Source organism: Ornithinibacillus liuyingii, from assembly GCF_055550225.1.
The window spans coordinates 256529-277373 of sequence record NZ_JBPWOS010000005.1 but is presented as its reverse complement, the minus strand read 5'-3'; the positions used below and the strand labels follow the sequence as shown (position 1 = coordinate 277373).

19 protein-coding genes are annotated in these 20845 nt (G+C 36.7%); 2 read left to right on the top strand and 17 right to left on the bottom strand.

Features of this window, described 5'->3' with window-relative positions:
• Window positions 1-105: 105 nt before the first annotated feature.
• The 12 genes from mtaB to gpr form a co-directional block, all read right to left on the bottom strand.
• Window positions 106-1461: a tRNA (N(6)-L-threonylcarbamoyladenosine(37)-C(2))-methylthiotransferase MtaB gene (gene mtaB / locus ACSKT4_RS09070; protein WP_186871485.1), complete on the bottom strand. Its 1356-nt coding sequence runs from the start codon at window positions 1459-1461 to the stop codon at window positions 106-108.
• A 2-nt stretch (window positions 1462-1463) separates the two neighbouring features.
• Complete coding sequence (locus tag ACSKT4_RS09065; RefSeq protein WP_186871484.1) at window positions 1464-2219, bottom strand: 16S rRNA (uracil(1498)-N(3))-methyltransferase; 756 nt, start codon at window positions 2217-2219, stop codon at window positions 1464-1466.
• Window positions 2220-2228: 9 nt separating this feature from the next.
• Entirely contained in the window at window positions 2229-3167 is a 939-nt protein-coding gene (gene prmA / locus ACSKT4_RS09060) for a 50S ribosomal protein L11 methyltransferase (protein ID WP_186871490.1), read from the bottom strand.
• Window positions 3168-3249: 82 nt separating this feature from the next.
• Window positions 3250-4377 (bottom strand): molecular chaperone DnaJ, encoded by a 1128-nt coding sequence (dnaJ, locus tag ACSKT4_RS09055; RefSeq protein WP_186871483.1) that lies wholly within the window; start codon window positions 4375-4377, stop codon window positions 3250-3252.
• Between the two features lie 318 nt (window positions 4378-4695).
• A complete protein-coding gene (gene dnaK, locus ACSKT4_RS09050; protein ID WP_186871482.1) occupies window positions 4696-6525 on the bottom strand; it encodes a molecular chaperone DnaK in 1830 nt (609 codons plus the stop codon).
• Between the two features lie 37 nt (window positions 6526-6562).
• Window positions 6563-7147: a nucleotide exchange factor GrpE gene (gene grpE / locus ACSKT4_RS09045; RefSeq protein ID WP_186871481.1), complete on the bottom strand. Its 585-nt coding sequence runs from the start codon at window positions 7145-7147 to the stop codon at window positions 6563-6565.
• Window positions 7148-7197: 50 nt separating this feature from the next.
• A complete protein-coding gene (hrcA, locus tag ACSKT4_RS09040; RefSeq protein ID WP_186871480.1) occupies window positions 7198-8229 on the bottom strand; it encodes a heat-inducible transcriptional repressor HrcA in 1032 nt (343 codons plus the stop codon).
• Between the two features lie 63 nt (window positions 8230-8292).
• Window positions 8293-9465 carry a radical SAM family heme chaperone HemW gene (gene hemW / locus ACSKT4_RS09035; protein WP_186871479.1) on the bottom strand — a complete coding sequence of 391 codons (1173 nt, stop codon included), beginning with the start codon at window positions 9463-9465 and terminating at the stop codon, window positions 8293-8295.
• Between the two features lie 118 nt (window positions 9466-9583).
• Entirely contained in the window at window positions 9584-11392 is a 1809-nt protein-coding gene (gene lepA, locus ACSKT4_RS09030; RefSeq protein WP_186871478.1) for a translation elongation factor 4, read from the bottom strand.
• Between the two features lie 360 nt (window positions 11393-11752).
• A complete protein-coding gene (locus ACSKT4_RS09025; RefSeq protein WP_465823204.1) occupies window positions 11753-12085 on the bottom strand; it encodes a hypothetical protein in 333 nt (110 codons plus the stop codon).
• Between the two features lie 13 nt (window positions 12086-12098).
• Window positions 12099-13271, bottom strand: coding sequence for a stage II sporulation protein P (gene spoIIP, locus ACSKT4_RS09020; RefSeq protein ID WP_343221423.1), 1173 nt, complete (start codon window positions 13269-13271; stop codon window positions 12099-12101).
• A gap of 106 nt (window positions 13272-13377) precedes the next feature.
• Window positions 13378-14469 carry a GPR endopeptidase gene (gene gpr / locus ACSKT4_RS09015; RefSeq protein WP_186871488.1) on the bottom strand — a complete coding sequence of 364 codons (1092 nt, stop codon included), beginning with the start codon at window positions 14467-14469 and terminating at the stop codon, window positions 13378-13380.
• 197 nt (window positions 14470-14666) lie between these two features.
• Between gpr and rpsT the strand changes: the two genes are divergently transcribed.
• Window positions 14667-14933 (top strand): 30S ribosomal protein S20, encoded by a 267-nt coding sequence (gene rpsT / locus ACSKT4_RS09010; RefSeq protein ID WP_186871476.1) that lies wholly within the window; start codon window positions 14667-14669, stop codon window positions 14931-14933.
• A 56-nt stretch (window positions 14934-14989) separates the two neighbouring features.
• On the opposite strand, the gene holA is transcribed toward rpsT, so the two are convergent.
• Entirely contained in the window at window positions 14990-16003 is a 1014-nt protein-coding gene (gene holA / locus ACSKT4_RS09005) for a DNA polymerase III subunit delta (protein ID WP_186871475.1), read from the bottom strand.
• 311 nt (window positions 16004-16314) lie between these two features.
• Between holA and ACSKT4_RS09000 the strand changes: the two genes are divergently transcribed.
• Complete coding sequence (locus tag ACSKT4_RS09000) at window positions 16315-16449, top strand: YqzM family protein (RefSeq protein ID WP_186871474.1); 135 nt, start codon at window positions 16315-16317, stop codon at window positions 16447-16449.
• Between the two features lie 75 nt (window positions 16450-16524).
• On the opposite strand, the gene ACSKT4_RS08995 is transcribed toward ACSKT4_RS09000, so the two are convergent.
• The 4 genes from ACSKT4_RS08995 to ACSKT4_RS08980 all read right to left on the bottom strand — a co-directional run bounded on the left by ACSKT4_RS08995 (window position 16525) and on the right by ACSKT4_RS08980 (window position 20842).
• Complete coding sequence (locus tag ACSKT4_RS08995; protein WP_186871473.1) at window positions 16525-18792, bottom strand: DNA internalization-related competence protein ComEC/Rec2; 2268 nt, start codon at window positions 18790-18792, stop codon at window positions 16525-16527.
• 7 nt (window positions 18793-18799) lie between these two features.
• On the bottom strand, window positions 18800-19363 hold the full coding sequence (locus ACSKT4_RS08990) for a ComE operon protein 2 (RefSeq protein ID WP_186871472.1): 564 nt from the start codon (window positions 19361-19363) through the stop codon (window positions 18800-18802).
• Between the two features lie 60 nt (window positions 19364-19423).
• Window positions 19424-20014 carry a helix-hairpin-helix domain-containing protein gene (locus ACSKT4_RS08985; RefSeq protein ID WP_343221422.1) on the bottom strand — a complete coding sequence of 197 codons (591 nt, stop codon included), beginning with the start codon at window positions 20012-20014 and terminating at the stop codon, window positions 19424-19426.
• Window positions 20015-20092: 78 nt separating this feature from the next.
• Entirely contained in the window at window positions 20093-20842 is a 750-nt protein-coding gene (locus ACSKT4_RS08980) for a class I SAM-dependent DNA methyltransferase (RefSeq protein ID WP_186871471.1), read from the bottom strand.
• Window positions 20843-20845 lie beyond the last annotated feature (3 nt).

Sequence of the window (20845 nt, the reverse complement as noted above, 5' to 3'; positions counted from 1 at the left end):
AAAAGAAAAATTGACTGGACTGAGTCCGGTAGAATACCGAACTCAATCCAGTCAATCAGCTGCATAATATAAACTCTAACTTTAAGGGGTTGCCACCTCTTACGACTAGGCATTCATTTTTAGTTTACTATGAGTGGCATTTTCCATAATTCTTACAAAAGTACCTTCGTTATATGGATAACCTGATTTTGTTATTTTTACACGGACAATCTTTCCGATCATATCAGGTGTACCTTCAAACTTCACTTTGAGGTAGTTATCCGTATAGCCGACTAACATATTCGGATTATCCTCTTCTAGTGCACGTTCTTCTGGAATTACTTCAAGTACTTCATTTTCATATCGGGATGCATATTCTTTTGCAAGTTCCTCTGATAGATCTATCATCCGTTGAACTCGCTCATTTTTCACATCTTCTTCAACTTGATCTTCCATTCTAGCAGCAGGCGTCCCTGTTCTGCGAGAAAACGGGAATACATGTAGTTCGGAATAACCAACTTTTTTGATAAAATCATATGTTTCCATAAACTCTTCTTCTGTTTCTCCAGGGAATCCAACAATGACATCAGAAGTAATCGCAAGATCTGGTAAAGCACGACGAATTTTCTTTACTTTTTGATAGTAATAATCTGTTGAATACTTTCTTCTCATACGTTTTAATACAGAGTCAGAACCAGATTGTAATGGGATATGTAAATGACGGACTATCTTCTCAGATTGATCTAATACATCAATGACTTCATCGGTAATCTGACTTGCTTCAATAGAAGATATACGTATCCGTTGCAACCCTTCAACTTTAGACTCTAAATCACGTAAAAGCATTGCAAAGTTATAGTCATTTAAATCTTCCCCATAGCCAGCAGTGTGAATTCCTGTCAATACAATCTCTTTATAGCCAGCATCTACTAATTTTTGAGCTTGATCTAATACACTTTCAGGATCTCTAGAACGTAATAACCCTCTAGACCAAGGAATAATACAGAATGTACAGAAATTATTACAACCTTCTTGAATTTTCAATGAAGCACGTGTTCTATCAGAGAATTCTGGTACGTCCATTTCCTCAAATACACGATTTTTCATGATGTTTGACACACCATTAATTGGCTCTTTCGTTTTCTTATGATCTTCAATGTATTGAATCATATTTTTACGATCTTGCGTACCGACTACAACATCCACGCCAGGTATTTCTAATATTTCACCAGGTGACGTTTGTGCATAGCACCCTGTAACACATACAATACCATCTGGATTTTTACGAACAGCTCTTCTAATAATTTGTCTACTTTTTTTGTCTCCTGAGTTCGTTACGGTACACGTATTAATAACATATACATCGGAATCATGGTCAAAATCTACACGTTCATAACCTTGCTCCTTAAACATCCGCCATATTCCTTCTGTTTCATAATGATTTACCTTACAACCTAATGTATGAAATGCAACTGTTGGCATTACTAGTCCTCCAATTCTTCCAAATGGTACGAAATACTAGCCAGTGCGTATAAAGCAGCTGTCTCTGTCCTTAAAATTCTAGGACCTAATCGAACAGGGATAAAGTTATGTTCTTTCAATGTATCAACTTCATCAGTTGAAAAGCCACCCTCTGGCCCAATACATATCATAACTCTATCTCCCTTGTTTAGCTTGCTCACAACACTTGCAAATGATTGGAAAGAAGCAGTTTTTGCCTCTTCTTCATATGCGAAAAGTCGTACATGATAGGTATTACTCTCCTCAATAAACTGCTTTAACTTCATTGCTGGCTTAATTTCTGGTAAATGATTGCGATGGGATTGCTCACTTGCTTCTTTAATAATTTTACGATAACGTGTTAATTTCTTTTCTTCCTTCTTAGCATCCCATTTTACAACAGATCTATCAGCCTGAAAAGGGATAAAAGCACTCGCACCTAGTTCGGTTCCCTTTTGCAGCACCAAATCCATTTTATCGCCCTTCGGTAAGCCTTGCGCAATCGTTACATAAACAGGTAGCTCGCTATCTCTATCTAGCCACTCTACAACTTTTGCAGTTACGGAATCCGTATCCATTTGTACAATTTTACAAATAGCTCCCTTTGAAGCTGGTGGATTACAAATTATCCTGTCATCTACCTGCATACGCATTACTCTTAACATATGGTGAGCATCATCACCTTCAATTACTACAGTATCATTTCTCCAATTCTCTGTTGGAACAAAGTACCTTTGCATAAAAAGCACCTACTTTTTCTTCGCTACTACAGAAACCCAGTCTTCCAGTTCATTAACTTCGATTATTTCAAAACCCTGGTCCTCTAACTGCTCTAAGACCATTTCCTTTTTCGCTTGAATGATGCCAGAAGTGATAAAATAACCACCCTGAATAAGGTTATCCCATGCTTCCTTAATAAATCGAACAATGATTTCTGCTAATATGTTAGAAACAATGACATCCACATTCATATGAACATCCTGCAACAAATTATTTTGTTTTGTATGGATTAATTGATCAACTTGATTGACTTTTGCATTCATTGTCGTACTAGTCACAGCAATTTCGTCTAAATCATACGCATAAATTTCCTTAGCACCTAGGAGTGCTGATGCAATACTAAGTACACCTGAACCACATCCAACATCGATTACCGTTTCATTGCCTTGTAAATATTTCTCTAATGCACGAATACTTAAAATCGTGGTTGGATGTGTCCCCGTACCAAAGGCCATCCCAGGATCTAATTCAATAACAATCTCTTCTTTAGACTTTGGTGTATATTCTTCCCAAGTTGGCGTAATGGTAATTTTATCGGAAATTTGTACCGGTTTATAATATTTCTTCCATGCCGTTGACCAATCCTCTTCATCTACTTCACTCAATGTAATCTGATTTTCACCAAGATCAATATCAAAGGTTCTCAAATTGTTTACTGCTAACTTGATTGCATCAACTGTCTCACCCAAGGAGCTATTAGTAGGTAAGTAAGCCTTTATATATACACCCTCTTCTGGATAATCATTGGCATCAAGCTCAAAAATCTCACCATACATCGTGTCCTTCTCAATGATTAAGTCTAGCGGGTCTTCAATAACAACACCACTTGCTCCCAAATCATGCAGGATATTGGAAATCGGTTCGATAGCTTCATTTGTGGTATGGATACAAATCTCTGACCATTTCAAGCAAATCTCACTCTTTTCTTTTTCATTATAGTCTAGTGTTCTGGTTCCTATCATAATTATGTATTAGGGAATTAGATTAAACCTATTCCCCTTTAAATGCTCTTTTGAATTTCTGGAAAAGTGAATCCTCTTGTTCCTCTGCTTTACCATTACCAGAAATCTCGTTAAATTCTCGTAATAATTCCTTCTGACGATCCGTTAATTTAGAAGGTGTTACAACGCGAACTTTAATGTGTTGATCTCCTTGTCCATAACCTCTTACATTAGGTGCTCCCTTACCTTTCAGACGAAATACCTTACCAGTCTGAGTGCCAGCAGGGATTTTTAGCTTCACCTTACCATGTACTGTTGGAACCTCTACTTCATCACCAAGAGCAGCTTGTGCAAAGTTTAATGGTAGCTCACAGTAAATATGATCTCCTTCTCGAGTAAAGAATTCATGGTTACGTACTTGAATGACAACGTATAAATCACCACTAGGACCACCATTCTTACCAGGTTCCCCTTTTCCTGCCACACGAATTTGTTGTCCATCATCAATACCAGCAGGAATGGTGATATGAATTTTTTTGTTCTTTTTAACAGTACCTTTTCCAGTACATGTTGTACATTTTTCTTTAATAACCTTTCCAGATCCATCACAATAATGACAAACTCGGCGGTTTACTACACGACCAAATGGCGTATTTTGTTCGGTATTCAATTGACCAGAACCATGACAGTGAGAACATGTTTCTGGCTTAGTACCGGGCTTTGCTCCAGATCCATGACATGTAGCACATTGTTCATCTTTAGGTATCGTAATATCTGCTTCCTTACCGAAGATAGCTTCCTCGAAATCTAATATCATTGTATATTGTAAGTCTGCACCTTGTTGTGGAGCGTTCGGATCTCTCCTACGTCCCCCTCCACCAAAGAACATGTCAAATATATCGCCAAATCCACCAAAATCCTGTGAACCTCCGAAGCCACCAAAGCCTTGGCCTCCATTCATTCCGGCATGGCCGAATTGATCATATTGTGCACGTTTTTGATCATTGGATAATGTCTCGTATGCTTCCTTCACTTCTTTAAATTTATCAGCAGCATCTGGCTCTTTGTTTACGTCTGGATGGTATTTACGAGCTAATTTGCGGTATACCTTTTTGATTTCTTCTTTAGATGCGCTCTTATCTATACCTAAGACTTCATAATAATCTCGTTTTGACACTCTGTATCACTCTCCCGAATCACTTTCACATAGAGTAAATCATAACATTAACAACATTATGATGGCAAATGGTTCATTGCTTGTGCTTTAGTAGATTTAGTTAAAAATCCATATCCTCAGATCGAATAACACACTGGATACTTACAAATAATGATAGCTTCCTATATTCTGCTCGTACTCTACAAGTGGCCTCATATCCGTTTGAAATTTGTGTGTGACATACGAAGCACCTTGCCAACTAATGGGGTGAACCAACTTAACTTAAAAAAGTCAAAGTCAAGAAGGTCCTGACTTTGACTTTTTTGTTCAAGTATTTACTTATTTTTTCTCTTCGTCATCGACTTCTTGGTAATCAGCGTCTACTACATCATCTGACGTGTTTTGAGCTGCTTCATCTTGACCGGCTTGGTTTGCTTGGGCCATTTGTTCATATAGCTTCACAGATAACTGTTGTACTTGTTCTTGTAAAGCTTCTTTTTTCGCTTTAATTTCATCGAGGTCATTACCCTCTAAAGCTTTTTTCAACTCTTCTTTAGCTGCTTCTGCTTTTTGTTTTTCCTCATCCGAAACTTTATCCGCTAAATCTTTTAGCGTCTTATCGGTTGTAAAGATTAATTGTTCTGCTTCATTACGAAGCTCCACTTCTTCACGACGCTTCTTATCAGCTTCCGCATTTTCCTCTGCTTCTTGTACCATACGTTCTACTTCTTCATCTGATAAACCGGAAGAAGATTTAATTGTAATGGATTGCTCTTTATTCGTACCCATATCTTTTGCACTTACATTAACGATACCGTTAGCATCGATATCAAAAGATACCTCAATTTGTGGTACACCTCTTGGTGCTGGTGGGATATCCGTTAATTGGAAGCGACCAAGTGTTTTATTGTCTGCTGCCATTTCACGTTCCCCTTGAAGAACATGAATGTCTACAGCGGTCTGATTATCAGCAGCTGTTGAGAATACTTGTGAATGACTAGTAGGGATCGTTGTATTACGTTCAATTAGTTTCGTAAATACGCCACCCATAGTCTCAATACCAAGTGATAGTGGTGTAACATCAAGTAATACAACATCTTTTACATCACCTTGTAAGACACCACCTTGAATAGCAGCGCCTAATGCTACTACTTCGTCTGGGTTTACCCCTTTAGATGGCTCTTTACCAATTTCACGTTTGATTGCTTCTTGTACTGCTGGAATACGTGTTGAACCACCAACTAAAATAACTTTATCAATATCACTTGCAGTTAAATCCGCATCGCGTAATGCTTTACGAGTAGGGATCATTGTACGTTCAACTAGATCAGAAGATAACTCTTCGAATTTAGAACGTGTTAAGTTCATCTCTAAATGTAATGGACCAGCTTCTCCCGCAGTAATGAATGGTAATGAGATTTGTGTTTGGGAAACACCTGATAGATCTTTTTTAGCTTTTTCAGCAGCATCCTTTAGACGCTGCATTGCCATTTTATCTTTTGCAAGGTCAATTCCGTTTTCTTTTTTGAATTCAGCAACTAGATGCTCGATGATAACTTCGTCAAAATCATCTCCACCTAGTCGGTTATCCCCTGCAGTTGCAACTACTTCAAATGTACCTTCACCAATATCTAGGATTGATACATCAAATGTACCTCCACCAAGGTCGTAAACAAGGATAGTTTGATCTTCATTTGACTTTTCAATACCATAAGCTAAGGCAGCTGCTGTTGGTTCGTTAATAATACGCTCCACTTCTAAACCAGCAATTTTACCAGCATCTTTCGTAGCTTGACGTTCTGCGTCATTAAAGTATGCAGGTACTGTAATAACTGCCTTATCCACTTTTTCACCAATATAATCTTCAGCGTATGATTTTAAATGCTGAAGAATAATAGCAGAAACTTCTTGAGGTGTATATTCTTTATCTTCAATTTCTACTTTATAATCTGTACCCATATGGCGTTTAATAGAAAGAATCGTATTCGGGTTAGTAATAGATTGACGTTTTGCTACTTCCCCTACCTGTCTTTCTCCATTTTTAAACGCTACAGCTGACGGTGTCGTACGGTTCCCCTCAGGATTAGGGATAACAACCGCTTCTCCACCTTCCATAACTGCAACACAAGAGTTTGTTGTTCCTAAATCAATTCCGATGATTTTACCCATGAATTATTTCCTCCTTGACAAGATAGCCTTCTTTAAATTATTGGTTTACTTTTACCATAGCAGGACGGATAACACGATCTTTCATCATGTATCCCTTTTGTAGTTCTTCTACTACCGTATTCGGTTCAAAGCCTTCTTCCTCAACCTGCATAACGGCTTGATGAATATTGGGATCAAATTCTTTCCCAATAGCTTCGATAGGTTCAACACCTTGTGATTTTAATGCATCCACAAGCTGTCTATATACCATCGAAATCCCATCTAACAAGTTCTTATTAGCATCTGTAGTTTCCACTTGTAAGGCGCGCTCGAAATTATCGATTGCAGGTAAAAGCTCTGTAACAAGATCCTGTGCTTTATACTTGCGCTCCGCTTCCCGCTCTTTAATGGAACGTTTTTTGTAGTTATCAAATTCCGCTTGTGTTCGTAATAATCGTTGATATAACTCTTCTTTTTCTTGTTGAACTTTAGCCAACTCTGCTTCTAGCTCCGTTGCTTCTGAATCAGGTTCAATACCTTCTTCTTCAATAGTTACTTCTGAGTCGGCAGTTTGATCTTCCTTTTCAACTTGTTCGTCAAGTTTCTTCTCATCCTCGACCCCTGTAACATCTTTTTCTTCCATGATTCGCACCTCCAAAATACAACTCAGAAAGACATATTCTTCCCATGTCTTTACCCGTTGTTTTTATACCATAAGTATAAAGCATCTGTCATTTCATTTGATAGCGCATTTAATAATGTAATTACTTTTCGATATTCCATCCGAGTAGGTCCAATTAGGGCAATAGTTCCCATTTGTTCACTCCCTAATTGATAGGAAGCAGTAATTAAGCTGAAATCCTTTATTACGTCAACTTTATTTTCATTTCCAATGGTCACCTTTATTCCATGTTGAGGTGTCTTTAATAAATTTACAACCTGATTCTCGTTCTCCATCATTTGATAGAATGATCGAACTTTATTAATATCATTAAATTCTGGTTGTGTTAATAAATTTGTTTTTCCACCTATATAGAGCTTTACCGGTTGATCATGGAAGAAAGCAGACGATAAATATTGAAAGGACTTTTCAAAATCACGAACGTATATCCTCATTAATGATACTACTTCCGTTGTTATAACGTCTGGTAATCGTGCCAGCGAAACGCCCTTTAATCGTTCATTTAAGATATTAACGATTTTCTCCAAGTCAGACGGGCTAATTTCTCCAGGAATCGTGAAAGAACGATGTTCAACGTGACCAGAGTCAGTAACCAATATTGCAACTGCCGTATGATCTGACAGTGGGACAATTTGCAACTGTTTTACTTTTGTTTCGAATATTTCTGGACCTAAAATGATGGACGTATAATTTGTTAAATCAGACAATACCTCAGCTGATTTTTGTACGAGCTTTTCAAAGTCAATAAATTCATCCCGAATTAGATCCTTCATTATATTTAAATTACTTTTATCAATAGACGGTGCAATGACATGGTCTACATAGTAACGATATCCTTTTTCTGATGGCACACGACCTGAAGAAGAATGTGTTTTCTCAATAAAACCCATTTCTTCCAAATCCGCCATCACATTACGGATAGTTGCAGCACTGAAGGATATTTCATCTTTTTTTGAAATCGCACGTGAACCAACTGGGTGGGCTGATTCAATAAAATCATCAATTATAACTTGCAAAATCATTAATTGCCTATCCGTTAACATTAATGATCACCCCTGTTAGCACTCTCTTATCTCGAGTGCTAATACTACTAATAAATTATCAAATCACGATTTTTTTGTCAATGCTATTGCCTCTAGATCTTCATCTTCCAACAAAAAATACTCAAATACATCATTTCCAAATAGTAATCCTTGCTGTGAAAGATGGATAGTCTCTTTATCATTAATTAACCAACCCTTTTGAACTAAATGTTCAATTTGTTGTTGATAGAGTAATTCATGTGAAAAGCCAAACTTGTCCTGGAAGACTTTCTTATGGACCCCACGCAGTTTTCGTAACCCTAAGAACCATTCTTCCTCAATTTGCTCTTTTAAACCTATTGTTTCAACCTTTAGAATTGGTTTCCCATCCTCATTTGCTTGTTTGATATATGCAGGTAAAGGTCGAATATTCATGGTACGTTTTTCTGGTAAGTAACCACTCGCACCGGCACCAAAACCATAGTAATAATCATTATTCCAATAGGTCAAATTATGTTTACTTTCAAAACCAGATTTGGCAAAATTACTTATTTCATATTGCATTAGTCCACCTTGCCGCATTTTTGACTGCAGGATGTCATACATTTCTACCTCTTCTTCTTGAGCGGGTCGATGTAATTGCCCTTTTTTATAACGGTTATAAAAAATCGTTTTGGGTTCAATTTGCAAGGAATATGCTGAATAATGTGGTAAACCAAAGGAAAGTGCCTCGGTAACCGTTTTTTCAAAATGCTCAGGTGTTTGATTCGGTAAAGAGTAAATCATATCTAAACTAATATTAGTTAAGCCAGCCGTGCTTAATAGTTCAACCGTTTTATATACATCTTTTACCCGATGGGCTCTTCCAAGCTCCGCTAACATCACATCATCAAACACTTGAACACCAAGTGACACACGATTTATACCGTATTCCTTTAAGAGTTTCGCCTTATCTGCATCAAAGTCTCCTGGGTTAGCTTCAATGGTATATTCTTCACAATTCCAAACATCAAATTTTTCTTCCATAAACATTAATAATTTTTTTAATTGGGAATAGGTTAAAGCAGTAGGTGTTCCCCCGCCAATAAAAATCGTCTTGACGGAATGCTTACTACCTTGAATATGTGTGTTTATTTCATTTTCTAGTGCTTCTAAATATTCCGTTGCCAATTGTTCATTATAAAAGAACTTTGTAAAATCGCAATAATGACAGATGTGCTGACAGAACGGGATATGGATATATACTGATTGAATCATATTATGTCTCCTAACCATCCTAATACTTTTCTTCTATTGACATCTTCCGAAAAACTGTAGGCTCTATAATTAAAAAAGAAAAGGAAAAACTTTAACAAGTTCTTCCGTTCTCTCACTATTATTCATCATCCATTTTTAATACGGCCATAAATGCTTCTTGTGGTACTTCAACTGAACCAACCATCTTCATTCGTTTTTTTCCTTCTTTTTGCTTCTCTAGAAGTTTTCTCTTACGGGATATATCTCCACCATAACATTTCGCCAATACGTTTTTACGCATTGCTTTGATGGTTGATCTGGCAACTATTTTATTTCCAATTGCTGCTTGTACCGGAACTTCGAATTGTTGTCTAGGAATTAATTCTTTTAATTTCTCTACGATTTGCTTCCCGCGATCATATGAAAAATCTTTATGCACAATAAACGATAACGCATCAATTGTCTCACCATTTAGCAGGATATCCATTTTCACTAGTTTCGATGCTTGATAACCTAATAATTCATAATCAAATGATGCATACCCTTTTGTATTGGATTTCAATTGATCAAAGAAATCGTACACAATTTCAGAAAGTGGGATATGGTAAATCACATTGACTCGAATGTCATCGAGATATTCCATATCAATAAACTGACCACGCTTCTTTTGAGCAATTTCCATTACTGGTCCTACGTATTCATTCGGTACCATAATGGTAGCTTTCACATATGGTTCACGAATTTCTTGAATCTTCTGTGGATCTGGCATAACAGATGGATTATCAATCGTGATAACTTCTCCGTCTGTTTGCTCTACTTCATAGATTACACTCGGAGCAGTAGTTATAAGATCAATTTTAAATTCACGTTCAATACGTTCTTGAATTATTTCCATGTGTAATAATCCTAAAAATCCACAACGGAAGCCAAATCCTAACGCTTGTGATGTCTCTGCTTCATATTGCAAAGCCGAGTCATTCAATTCTAATCGTTCAAGCGCCTCACGTAAATCGTTATATTTACTGGAATCTACTGGGTAAAGTCCACAATAAACCATAGGATTTAAGCGTCGGTATCCTGGTAACGGCTCTTTTGCAGGTTTCTCTGCTAGTGTAATGGTATCCCCTACACGTGTATCCCCAACATTTTTAATGGACGCGGTAATATAGCCAACATCCCCAACGTTTAGCTCTTTGAGTGGTAATTGTTTTGGTGTGAACACACCAACTTCGTTTACTTCAAATTCTTTACCAGTTGCCATCATTTTAATACGATCGCCAACTTTTACAGATCCTTCTTTCACACAAACATACGCAACAACACCACGATAGGAATCATATAAAGAATCAAATATAAGTGCTTTTAAAGGCTCATCTGGATCTCCAGCTGGTGGCGGGACGGCCTCTGTAATTCGTTCAAGAATGTCTTCGATACCAATATTCGCTTTAGCAGATGCTAAAATAACGTCATCAGGATCAATTCCGATTACATCCTCCAGTTCCTTTTTTACACGTTCTGGGTCGGCACTAGGTAGGTCAATCTTATTAATAACCGGAATAATTTCTAATTCATTATCTAAAGCGAGATAAACATTCGCAAGAGTTTGGGCTTCAATTCCTTGTGCTGCATCAACCACTAAAATCGCACCTTCACAAGCCGCCAAACTTCTAGATACTTCATATGTAAAATCAACATGTCCTGGGGTATCAATTAAATGAAATGTAAAGTCTTCCCCACTTTTACTCTTATATTGTAATTGTACTGCATTCAATTTAATCGTTATGCCACGTTCTCGTTCCAAATCCATTGCATCAAGAATTTGGTCTTTCATTTCACGTTTCGTAACGGTTTGTGTATTTTCTAAAATGCGATCAGCCAAAGTCGACTTACCATGGTCAATATGGGCTATGATAGAAAAATTACGTACATTCTCTTGTTTTCTTGCCATACGTGATGTTCACTCCTACTTGCCTTTACCCATTTTCGGTAAAGTACATATTTAATACATCCTAGTATTTAAAAAACTCGCATTCGCGCATTTTTGCGAATATGTTGTTTTTTCTTTTGCTGGTTAGGAAAGCTTATTGTTCTTTCCTATCTGCCAACAATTCGATGATTGCTAGGATGATTATAGCAATTGGAGTCTATTGTTTCAAGAAAGAGTTGCCATAATCATACATAAAGACGCAATATCTTGATACCTTCGAATGTTTCACTTTCAAATACGACAACTAATCTAACGCAAGAAGTGGCTCAACTACGAGGGAAATATCGCATATTCGAGCCACATCTAGTACTATGAATTTATTTAGAAGAACAATTGGGAAATCTGATATAAAATTTCAACAACCATATCATAAAAACCTTGGACCACAACTTCTAAAAAAGATGCTGTCTTTTGGCTTAGCTGGTCAGGATTCGAAACAGAAAGCTCCTCGGTAATTGTAGTTTGATTAACGATTTCTGGATTTTCTGGCTTATCATTAGTAGTTTGTTGGACCTGTGAGGATGCTTCCACAATTTCACTAGCAGTACTTGTATCGGTCACTGGTACATGTTTTCCAGTATGGTCAACACCTACGATAGCACCTACTAGAAAACAAATAACTAGTAGTAGCACCACAGATATAAACTTAAACATAATGATCTACCTCCTATTCCGAACTAACCTTCTCCGCATCCCAGTATAATTCACTAAACACTTCTGCTAAAGCGTCAGCAGATCGATATAATTCCTCTAATTTATTATCTATTCCACCAATTTCTACTGTTAAAGCATTCTCATGTAAGTCTTGGTTAAATACCCCATCGGTCCCTGCGCCTTTTTTAGGAGGTAATACTCCCCTACTTAGACCAGGGTATTTCTCTTGCATGAGCTTATGAAGTCTACTAGCAAACTCCAGATTCTTTTCATAATTCTCATTATCTCCACCTATTACAAAAGCAATCTTAGCGTATGCTTCTCCATCGATTTCCTTTGTGGTTGCTTCTCTTCTTAATGAATCCCGATGAATATCAAATATATACTGGATATCTTGATTATTGGCAAAAGCCTCCTGGACAGTACCACGAATCGAAGTGTAAGATTGCCAGTACTCCATGTTGTTCTGCTCCAATAATTTCATGTTATCAGTATCATCAAGCTTATTACCGATACCATATTTTTCAAGGGCACTAGAGAGACGCTCGCTTACTAATGTGACATTCACTTCACTATGCTGTGCTAAATTAGGATTAGTTACGCCCGGTAAATGAGGTAAGAATGATTCATAGTTATGTGTATTATAAATAAAAACAACTTCCCTATCTCCAGTTGTTGGTGCTCCCTCTGGTGTATCCTCTGGAGTTTCCACTTCAACCTCTTCATCAATCACTGCTTCCCTATCTTTTAAGACTTCCTCTAACGGAGGTGATGATTCCACTGGAAGATTCGTATAATTCGTTCCTTCCCCTGCAATGAAAATCTCACTATCATAAATCGAAAAACCGGGAAGTTCGTTTCCAAGTAAACTTCTCGGGTCATCTGGCCTGATGCTGGTTGCTATTTGAAAAAGAGTTGAGGATAAATTTGGCAATTCCGTTTCTGGCGGAAGTCCCTTCATAAAAATTCGATTTTCCATTCCTAATAAATACATAAAGGTAGAGCTCTCAATTTCACTTGTCCAATTCGTTAACGTATTGGACGATAACCGAAAAGCTGGTGAAATGGTGGTGAAAATTCCGATAAAGAGAAACAAAATAATCACACTAGCAACATATAAAACACTTTTTTTAACATATTGAGGTAATCTATTTTCACGTTTAAAACGATGAGGTCCTAGCATCATGTTCCACCTTCCTAGTTCGTCTTTAGTAAAATCTATGACGAATCCTCGGAAGGTAGAACTGTTATCTCTTATTTTTCACAAAATTTAATAGATTTATACGGTATTCTTATCGAGAGTAGGAGGCAATATTATTCACATCTACCGCCTCATGAAGGGCAGCGTTTATACCATTGGCCAAAACATGTGACATATCAACCATAAAACCATCTACTTCTTTTGGCGTAACCATCATATTATAGCCTGTTGGCGTTAGCACCTCTGAAATAAGTTTTCTTTTTTCTTCTTCAGATAGATTCCCTACAATCCCCATAAAGGTCTGTCTCTTTTCTGAGTCTGGCAGATCTTCTTCGTTATACTTCTTACCCCCAAAAGACATACTAGCTGGGGCAAGTGCTTTAGATGGGCGATCCTTTTCTCGCCATTCCCTGCCGAAATGCTTCAGTATAAAATCGATGGTATCACTAGTTATGGTTACAGCATCAACAACTGTCGGTACCCCAATCGCCAATACAGGAACTCCTAGTGTTTCCTTACTAAGCTCCTTACGCTTATTTCCCACTCCTGAACCAGGGTGGATACCAGAATCAGATAATTGGATGGTTTCATTAACCCGTTCTATCGACCTGGATGCTAAGGCATCAATCGCTAACACAAAATCAGGCTTAAACTTTTCTACAATCCCAAAAATAATATTGCTTGTCTCTATCCCAGTAATCCCCATTACTCCAGGTGTTACGGCTCCAACTGGTCTATAGCCTTCTGACACTGATTCATGTTCTAACTTAAATAAATGACTCGTTACAAGTACTTTCTCCACTGTCATAGGACCAAGAGCATCTGGTGTTACATTCCAGTTTCCTAATCCAACTATAAGCCCAGTTGCATTTTTCTTGATATTGTTTTTCTCAAGTAAATTCTCAATTTCTCGTGCCAGGATCTTTGCTGCATTATCTTGGCGTTTCGTATCCTGTTTCTTCACCCCATCTGCATAAATGGTTACATAGGACCCTGGTTTCTTTCCTAAAAGTTGAGCACCCTCATCATCTATTTCAACATAGGATATTTTAATACCATTTTCTTCGATATCCTTTAATTTAACTCCTTTTATATGTTCATCAGAAGGGGTTTCCTTCTCAACGTACATATCCTTCGCTTCCACCGCTAAATCCGTACGAACTTGTAATTGGTTTTCCATCATATCCTTTTTATCCAAAATAAATCTCATCCTTTCAACTTGTTAACTACACAAATCTATAGAATTATCCTTAGCATTTTCACTAAAAACATACAAATTACCATGAATAAAGGATAATAGTTATTGAAAACACGCTCCAACTTTGGTACAATGTCTCTTGTTCAATGTAATGAACGTTTGTGTTTTTAGGAGGTGAAATCATGGCTAATATTAAATCCGCAATTAAACGTGTTGAAGTAAACAATAAAAAACGTGCTCAAAATCAATCAGACAAATCTGAAATGCGTTCACAAATAAAGATTTTAGAAAAATTTGTTGAAGCAAATGATGTAGAAAATGCTAAAACTGCATTAACTGCAACAATTAAAAAAATTGATAAAGCAGTACAAAAAGGTCTTATCCATAAAAATGCTGGTGCTCGTCAAAAGAGTCGTCTAACTAAAAAAGTTAACGGTCTTGGTGCCTAAACAATAAAAAACGATCCTATTCGGGATCGTTTTTATTGTTTATCACGTTATTAACATTATTTTTTAATCAGATTATATAATAACATTTCAAAAGCTAAAGACTTTTCCATTTTTCCTTGTTTAATTATCGCATCTGTTTCTGTAAGCTGATCGATGATATATTCCAGCTTTTGCACAGTAAACTTCCCTTCTCGATTTAATGCAACTTTAATTACATAGGGATGAACACCTAGTTGCTTTTGCATTTGACCAGAACTATATCCCTTTTGCTTTAGAAGCTTCACTCGGAGAATTGTTCTAAACTGAAAAGCCAATAACCCAATTAATGCAATCGGTTCTTCCTTCATGATTTCTAAATCTTTATAGATGGTAATCGCTTTTGCAAGATTACCTTCTATCACCGTGTCCACAAGCCGAATACCAGAGCTAGTGGTCGTATGGGATACTAATTCTTCTGCAACTTGTTTGGTCACCGTGCCCCCAGCACCAACATATAATGCTATTTTCTCTAGCTCACTTTCAATAATGTTTAAGTCGGTAGAAAGTTCATTTTCGAATATTTCAAATGCATCCTCATCAATCGTTACATGTAATTGTTTAGCTAAATTTACTATCCAATTTTTTAATTCGTACTCTTTAACCGGATTACATTCCGCTACCAACCCTTTATTTTTCAAAAGTTTACTGATTTTTTTCCGTTCATCTATTTTTTCATAAGGTGCGATGAGAACCAATACAGAATAATCTACTGGCATTTCTAAATATTGTTCGAGTACCGACAAATCATGTTCAAATGGCAGCTTGTCCGATTTCGCTTTAAGAAAAAGTGCATTCGTAGCAATTACCAATTTCTTTTCACCAAAAAAAGGATACGTCTCGACATCTGCAATGACTTCTTGGATGGATGTTTCGGTTAAATCATATGTAGAAAGGTTTTCTTCATCGTCTAGAACACCTTTAACCAGTAGATCCTTTATTTTCTGGATAAAATAGTTTTCTGTACCATATAATAAAATGACTTCTGGGATTTGCTTTTTTTTTATTTGTTTCACTACATCTGTGTAAGTCATGCTATTCACTCCAAATTCGTATATTCTTTATGGTAATCGGTCGAATGATGAATAGCAAGAAAAACCTGAGAGGGAAAATAGGGACAGGAATTTCCCTCTCTATCTATATGAACGTTTAACATAAAGCCCTAGGAACAGTATGTTAAACGATGTTTTTCTTTCACCTATAGCATGACCCTTCTCACCAAAAGTATAGTTGTTAAGTCTTTCTAATTTTGGCTATGCATAATTAATGTTTGACATTTTTGTATCTATGGTGGATTTTTTTATGTAATTAATTTATACTAAAGGTTGATATGGGAGGGTTAGCTATGAATGAATTTGAAAAGGATCCACAATCAAAAAATAATGATGTAGTTGATTCCATTAAGGGTTTTGGCTTTTCTTTAGTTTTCTTTCTTTTAATCTTTTTTATCGGAGTAATCATTAGCGTAATTGGTCAATAAGTACATAAGTGTTTTTTCGTAACAAAAGAGACTGGGCTTTCTCCGGTCTCTTTTGTTTATTTGGTCTAATTTAGATTATGGCTTGAATTGATAAAACGTTCCATCATTTTCGCTATAACGATAAATAATAGCACCCGCCTGATCTGTTCTTAGAACAAGAGCCTGTTCTTTAAGCAATGTTTCTAAAACATCACGAGTTGGATGACCATATCGATTATTTTTACCAACTGATATTAGCGCGTAATTGGGCTTAATCGCCGAAATAAACATTGGATCGGTAGAAGTATTACTACCGTGATGTGCCACTTTTAATACATCTACAGACAGATCAGGGAAAGTCTTGATTATATCTTTCTCGGTTTCCTTATCAATATCTCCAGTAAATAGCCAATCTCGGCCACCTAGACTAATGGAAAATACGAGGGAATTTTCGTTACTGCCTTTGTTATCTACCCCAGGTGCAAGAATGTTAAACATTTTTCCTTTTATTTCCACAACTTGTCCTGCTTTTACTCTTAGTATTTCCCCTTGTGTCTGCTTATGAATAAGCTCCTCTTCAAGTTGGTAATACTCGCTTATCATTATCGTGTTCACTCGATAATCATCCACAATATATTTCACACTACCTGCATGGTCTGTATCCTCATGACTGATGATAATTGCATTTATCTCATATATACCTTGAAACTGAAGAAAGGGTTTAATGACTCTAGTGTAATTTCGATTCGTAGCTTCCATACTTTCGAACGAAATCGCAGCTCCCGCATCGACTATAAACACTCCCTTACGAAATGGGAGTTCAATTACTATAGCGTCCCCTTGTCCTATATCTAACATGGTGACACTCCCATATGGAGATAAATATGGTCGAAGCATCAACGATACCAATAACATAGTTAATAACGTTCCATAAGCAAATGCTCTAGTTAACCTATCACGTAGAATCATCGCTAACATGAAAATCAACAGCGTATAATATATCACGATATAACTAGTAGGAAATTGACCATTCCACCACGGATAAAAAAGATTAGTATCGACTCCTTGTAATAAGCGTAGAAAAATCTCATGCACGAATGAAAATAGCTTGTCCATAAATACATGTAGGAATGAGATTGGTGAAATCAACAGTAGCAAAAACATAAGTGGGATCACAAAGAAAGTAAAATACGGAACTACGAAGACATTCAGTAATATGGATAGCGGATTAAAATTGTAAAAATAAATCATCTGAATAGGGAGAATGACAAGCTGTGAGATAAAACTTAATTTCAACATCTGAAATAACAAGGAATCACTACTTAACAGCCATTTTTTAGACAATATGATTGCAAAAGTAACCAAAAAAGAAAACTGAAATCCAATATGATAGATAATGTATTTATCGAAAATAATCAGCATGATGAAGACAATACTAATAACATCGGTTATCATGAGCTTCCGTTTCACTTTACGAAGAAAAAGAACGAGTAAAACCATAGAACTCGCTCGTAGCACAGAAGGCGCTCCACCTGCGAGAAAAGCGTATATTGGTAAAAATATCATCATAAGATATTGTGCTTTCTCTATGGTTAGCAGTTGAAGCTTTACCGTAAAGAAATACAGTAGTCCCACCACTAATCCAATATGAAGACCAGAAATAGCTAACAAATGAGACAAACTCCACCGTTGAAACAACTCAGTTATATCCTTTGAGATTAAACTATCATCTCCTAGAACAAGTGCAAGTATCCAAGCACCTGTCTCTTCAGAAAATTTACTATAAATATATTCCTTGATATTCTCTCTCATCGTATAGAGGACATTCAATCTATCACTACCATGACAACTAATATCCTCTATCGAGTTGATTACAATTTCATAATGTATTCCATTTGATGCTAAATAGGCTTGATAATCAAATTGACCAGGATTACTACTGCTTTCTGGTATATTGAGGTCGCCATGAATTTGACAGGATGCACCAGATTGAATGGTGGCGATAGTTGGATTTTGTCTATCAAGATTAAATAGCATAACTCTCATCGTATCTTTTGTATCATCATCTTTGAAATCAAATTGTAGCATCGTTTCTGTTTTGACGGGATAACGTATTATTTTCCCTGAGAATGTGACGTCAGAACGGTCTGTGTCAGGCTTGAGAGAATCAATGGGAGGGATATAAAGGAGGAAGGTAAGATAAACGACTAGGGAAAGCGTGATAGGAAACTTACCTAGCCGTTTCTTTTTAAACAATATGAATAGCCAAATGATAAAAGCTAAAAAAAATAGGATTGCATCAAACATGACAGATAATGCACTACAAACAACTGCAAAAGCAGCTATGTACCAATTACCGTTCATAAAACGATTACCTTACTAAGCGGAATAATTCCTGTGCCTTTTCTTTAAGCTGATTGAATTCGCTCGTATCATGATGTTCCACTATCTTTAATAATTCTTCGACAACAGAAGCTTTCTCTTTGTAGTTCATATCTAATGCTAAGTAGTCTAATTCTACTTTCTCCGTTCTTACTCCGGCTTCCTTAAATAACTCAATTGCATATGAATGATTCTTATAATCCTCTGCATAGTATACCGTTGTAATACCACTTTGGATAAGTTGCTTCGTACATTGTAAGCACGGAAAATGGGTAACATAGATATCGGCATTTTCTGTAGGAACTCCAAACTTCGCACATTGAAGAAGAGCGTTAGCTTCTGCATGAACAGTTCGTACACAATGTCCATCGATAACATAGCAACCTTCATCTACACAATGAACATCGCCAGATACACTCCCATTATAACCACCAGCTATTATTCGTTTATCTCGAACAATCGTCGCTCCTACCATAAGTCTTGTACAAGTACTTCGCAACGATAATAAATGACTTTGTGCCATAAAGTATTGATTCCATGAGATTCTTTCCATGATCAGTCTCCTCTCTCTATTAAATTAGTTTACCTTGTGAGTCCTACTACCGTCAATCGCTTAAGGAACTTGAAGCTCATCCTTGATTGCCTCTAATGTCTTCTCACCAATCCCTGTCACACTTAGTAAATCCTCTACTTGTTGAAAATAACCATTCGCATCCCGATACTCAACAATTGCATTTGCTTTAGACGGTCCTATCCCTGGTAGTTTTTGGATTTCTTCGACAGTCGCATAGTTTATTCTTATCTTTGCGCTTTCTGATTCGCCAACATTAACCGAACCCTCTTGTCCTATTTCAGGAACAAGGATCACCATTTCATCAAACACCTTTTGGGCAAGATTAATTAAATTTTGATCCGCAGAATTTGTAAAACCTCCTGCTAATAGTACAACATCACGAACACGGGAACTCTCCTTGATTTCATAGACACCAGGATTTTGAACCTCTCCTTTGATATCTACGACTACCAGGCCAGAATTTGGTTCATTTATGGCTTCAGCCTCTATAATTGATGAATCATCAACTGTAACTAAACCCGTAGGCAAGTCTTCCTCCCCCATATTAAACAAAATGAACACAACTATTATCCCTATTACCATAAAGATTACAAATACGTTTTTTCGTAACCATTCTAGCAAGACATTCACATCCCATTACTAGTTGTCCTTCTATGATACAAGACGAAAATTTTTCTGGCAAAATAAGAAAAGGACAAGAAAAATAAATTATCTTGTCCTTTTTTGAGCTATAATAAATATTCGATCCGATTCTTTTTCAGAAAAATCTGTTTCTATTGAAAAATCACCATGAACAGCCAAAATTTCAAAACCTGCATTTTTTAGTAAACGACGATAAACCTCAACCGAATACGTCTTTTGATGATGTGCTTCATCAAATCTAGTATATAAATCTCCTTCTGATGTGAAGAAGGTTAACTCATGAAACATCTCCCCTTCCTCATCTCCTGGATAACACGTCCAAATATACGCGCTATCCTCTTTTACATCAGAAAAGGAATTCCCTACTAAATCTTCTTCAACATGACGAACAGAGTGAAAATCAAACACAAAAAGGCCATGTTCATTGAGGGAATGATAAACATTGTTAAAGACCTTTTGAACATCCTCCATGGTTGTCATATAATTGATTACATCGCAGTAACTAATTGCTAAATCAAAATGATAAAGTCCTTCCAGCTCTCTTAAATCTTGATGGACTAGTTGAATCTGTTGATTGTGATTACTTGCTTTTTGGTCTGCGACTGTTAGCATATCAGCAGAATAATCTACACCCGTAATCGAATATTCCTCTGCCAGCTGAACGGTAATTTCACCAGTCCCACACCCTAAATCTAGTACATTTGGTGTTTTCAAACCAAACTTGTCGATAATCGTTTTCGTATATTTCACCCACTGATCATATGGAGCATCTTCCATAAATTGATCATATAGGCTTGCCATTAATTGATACGCCATCCC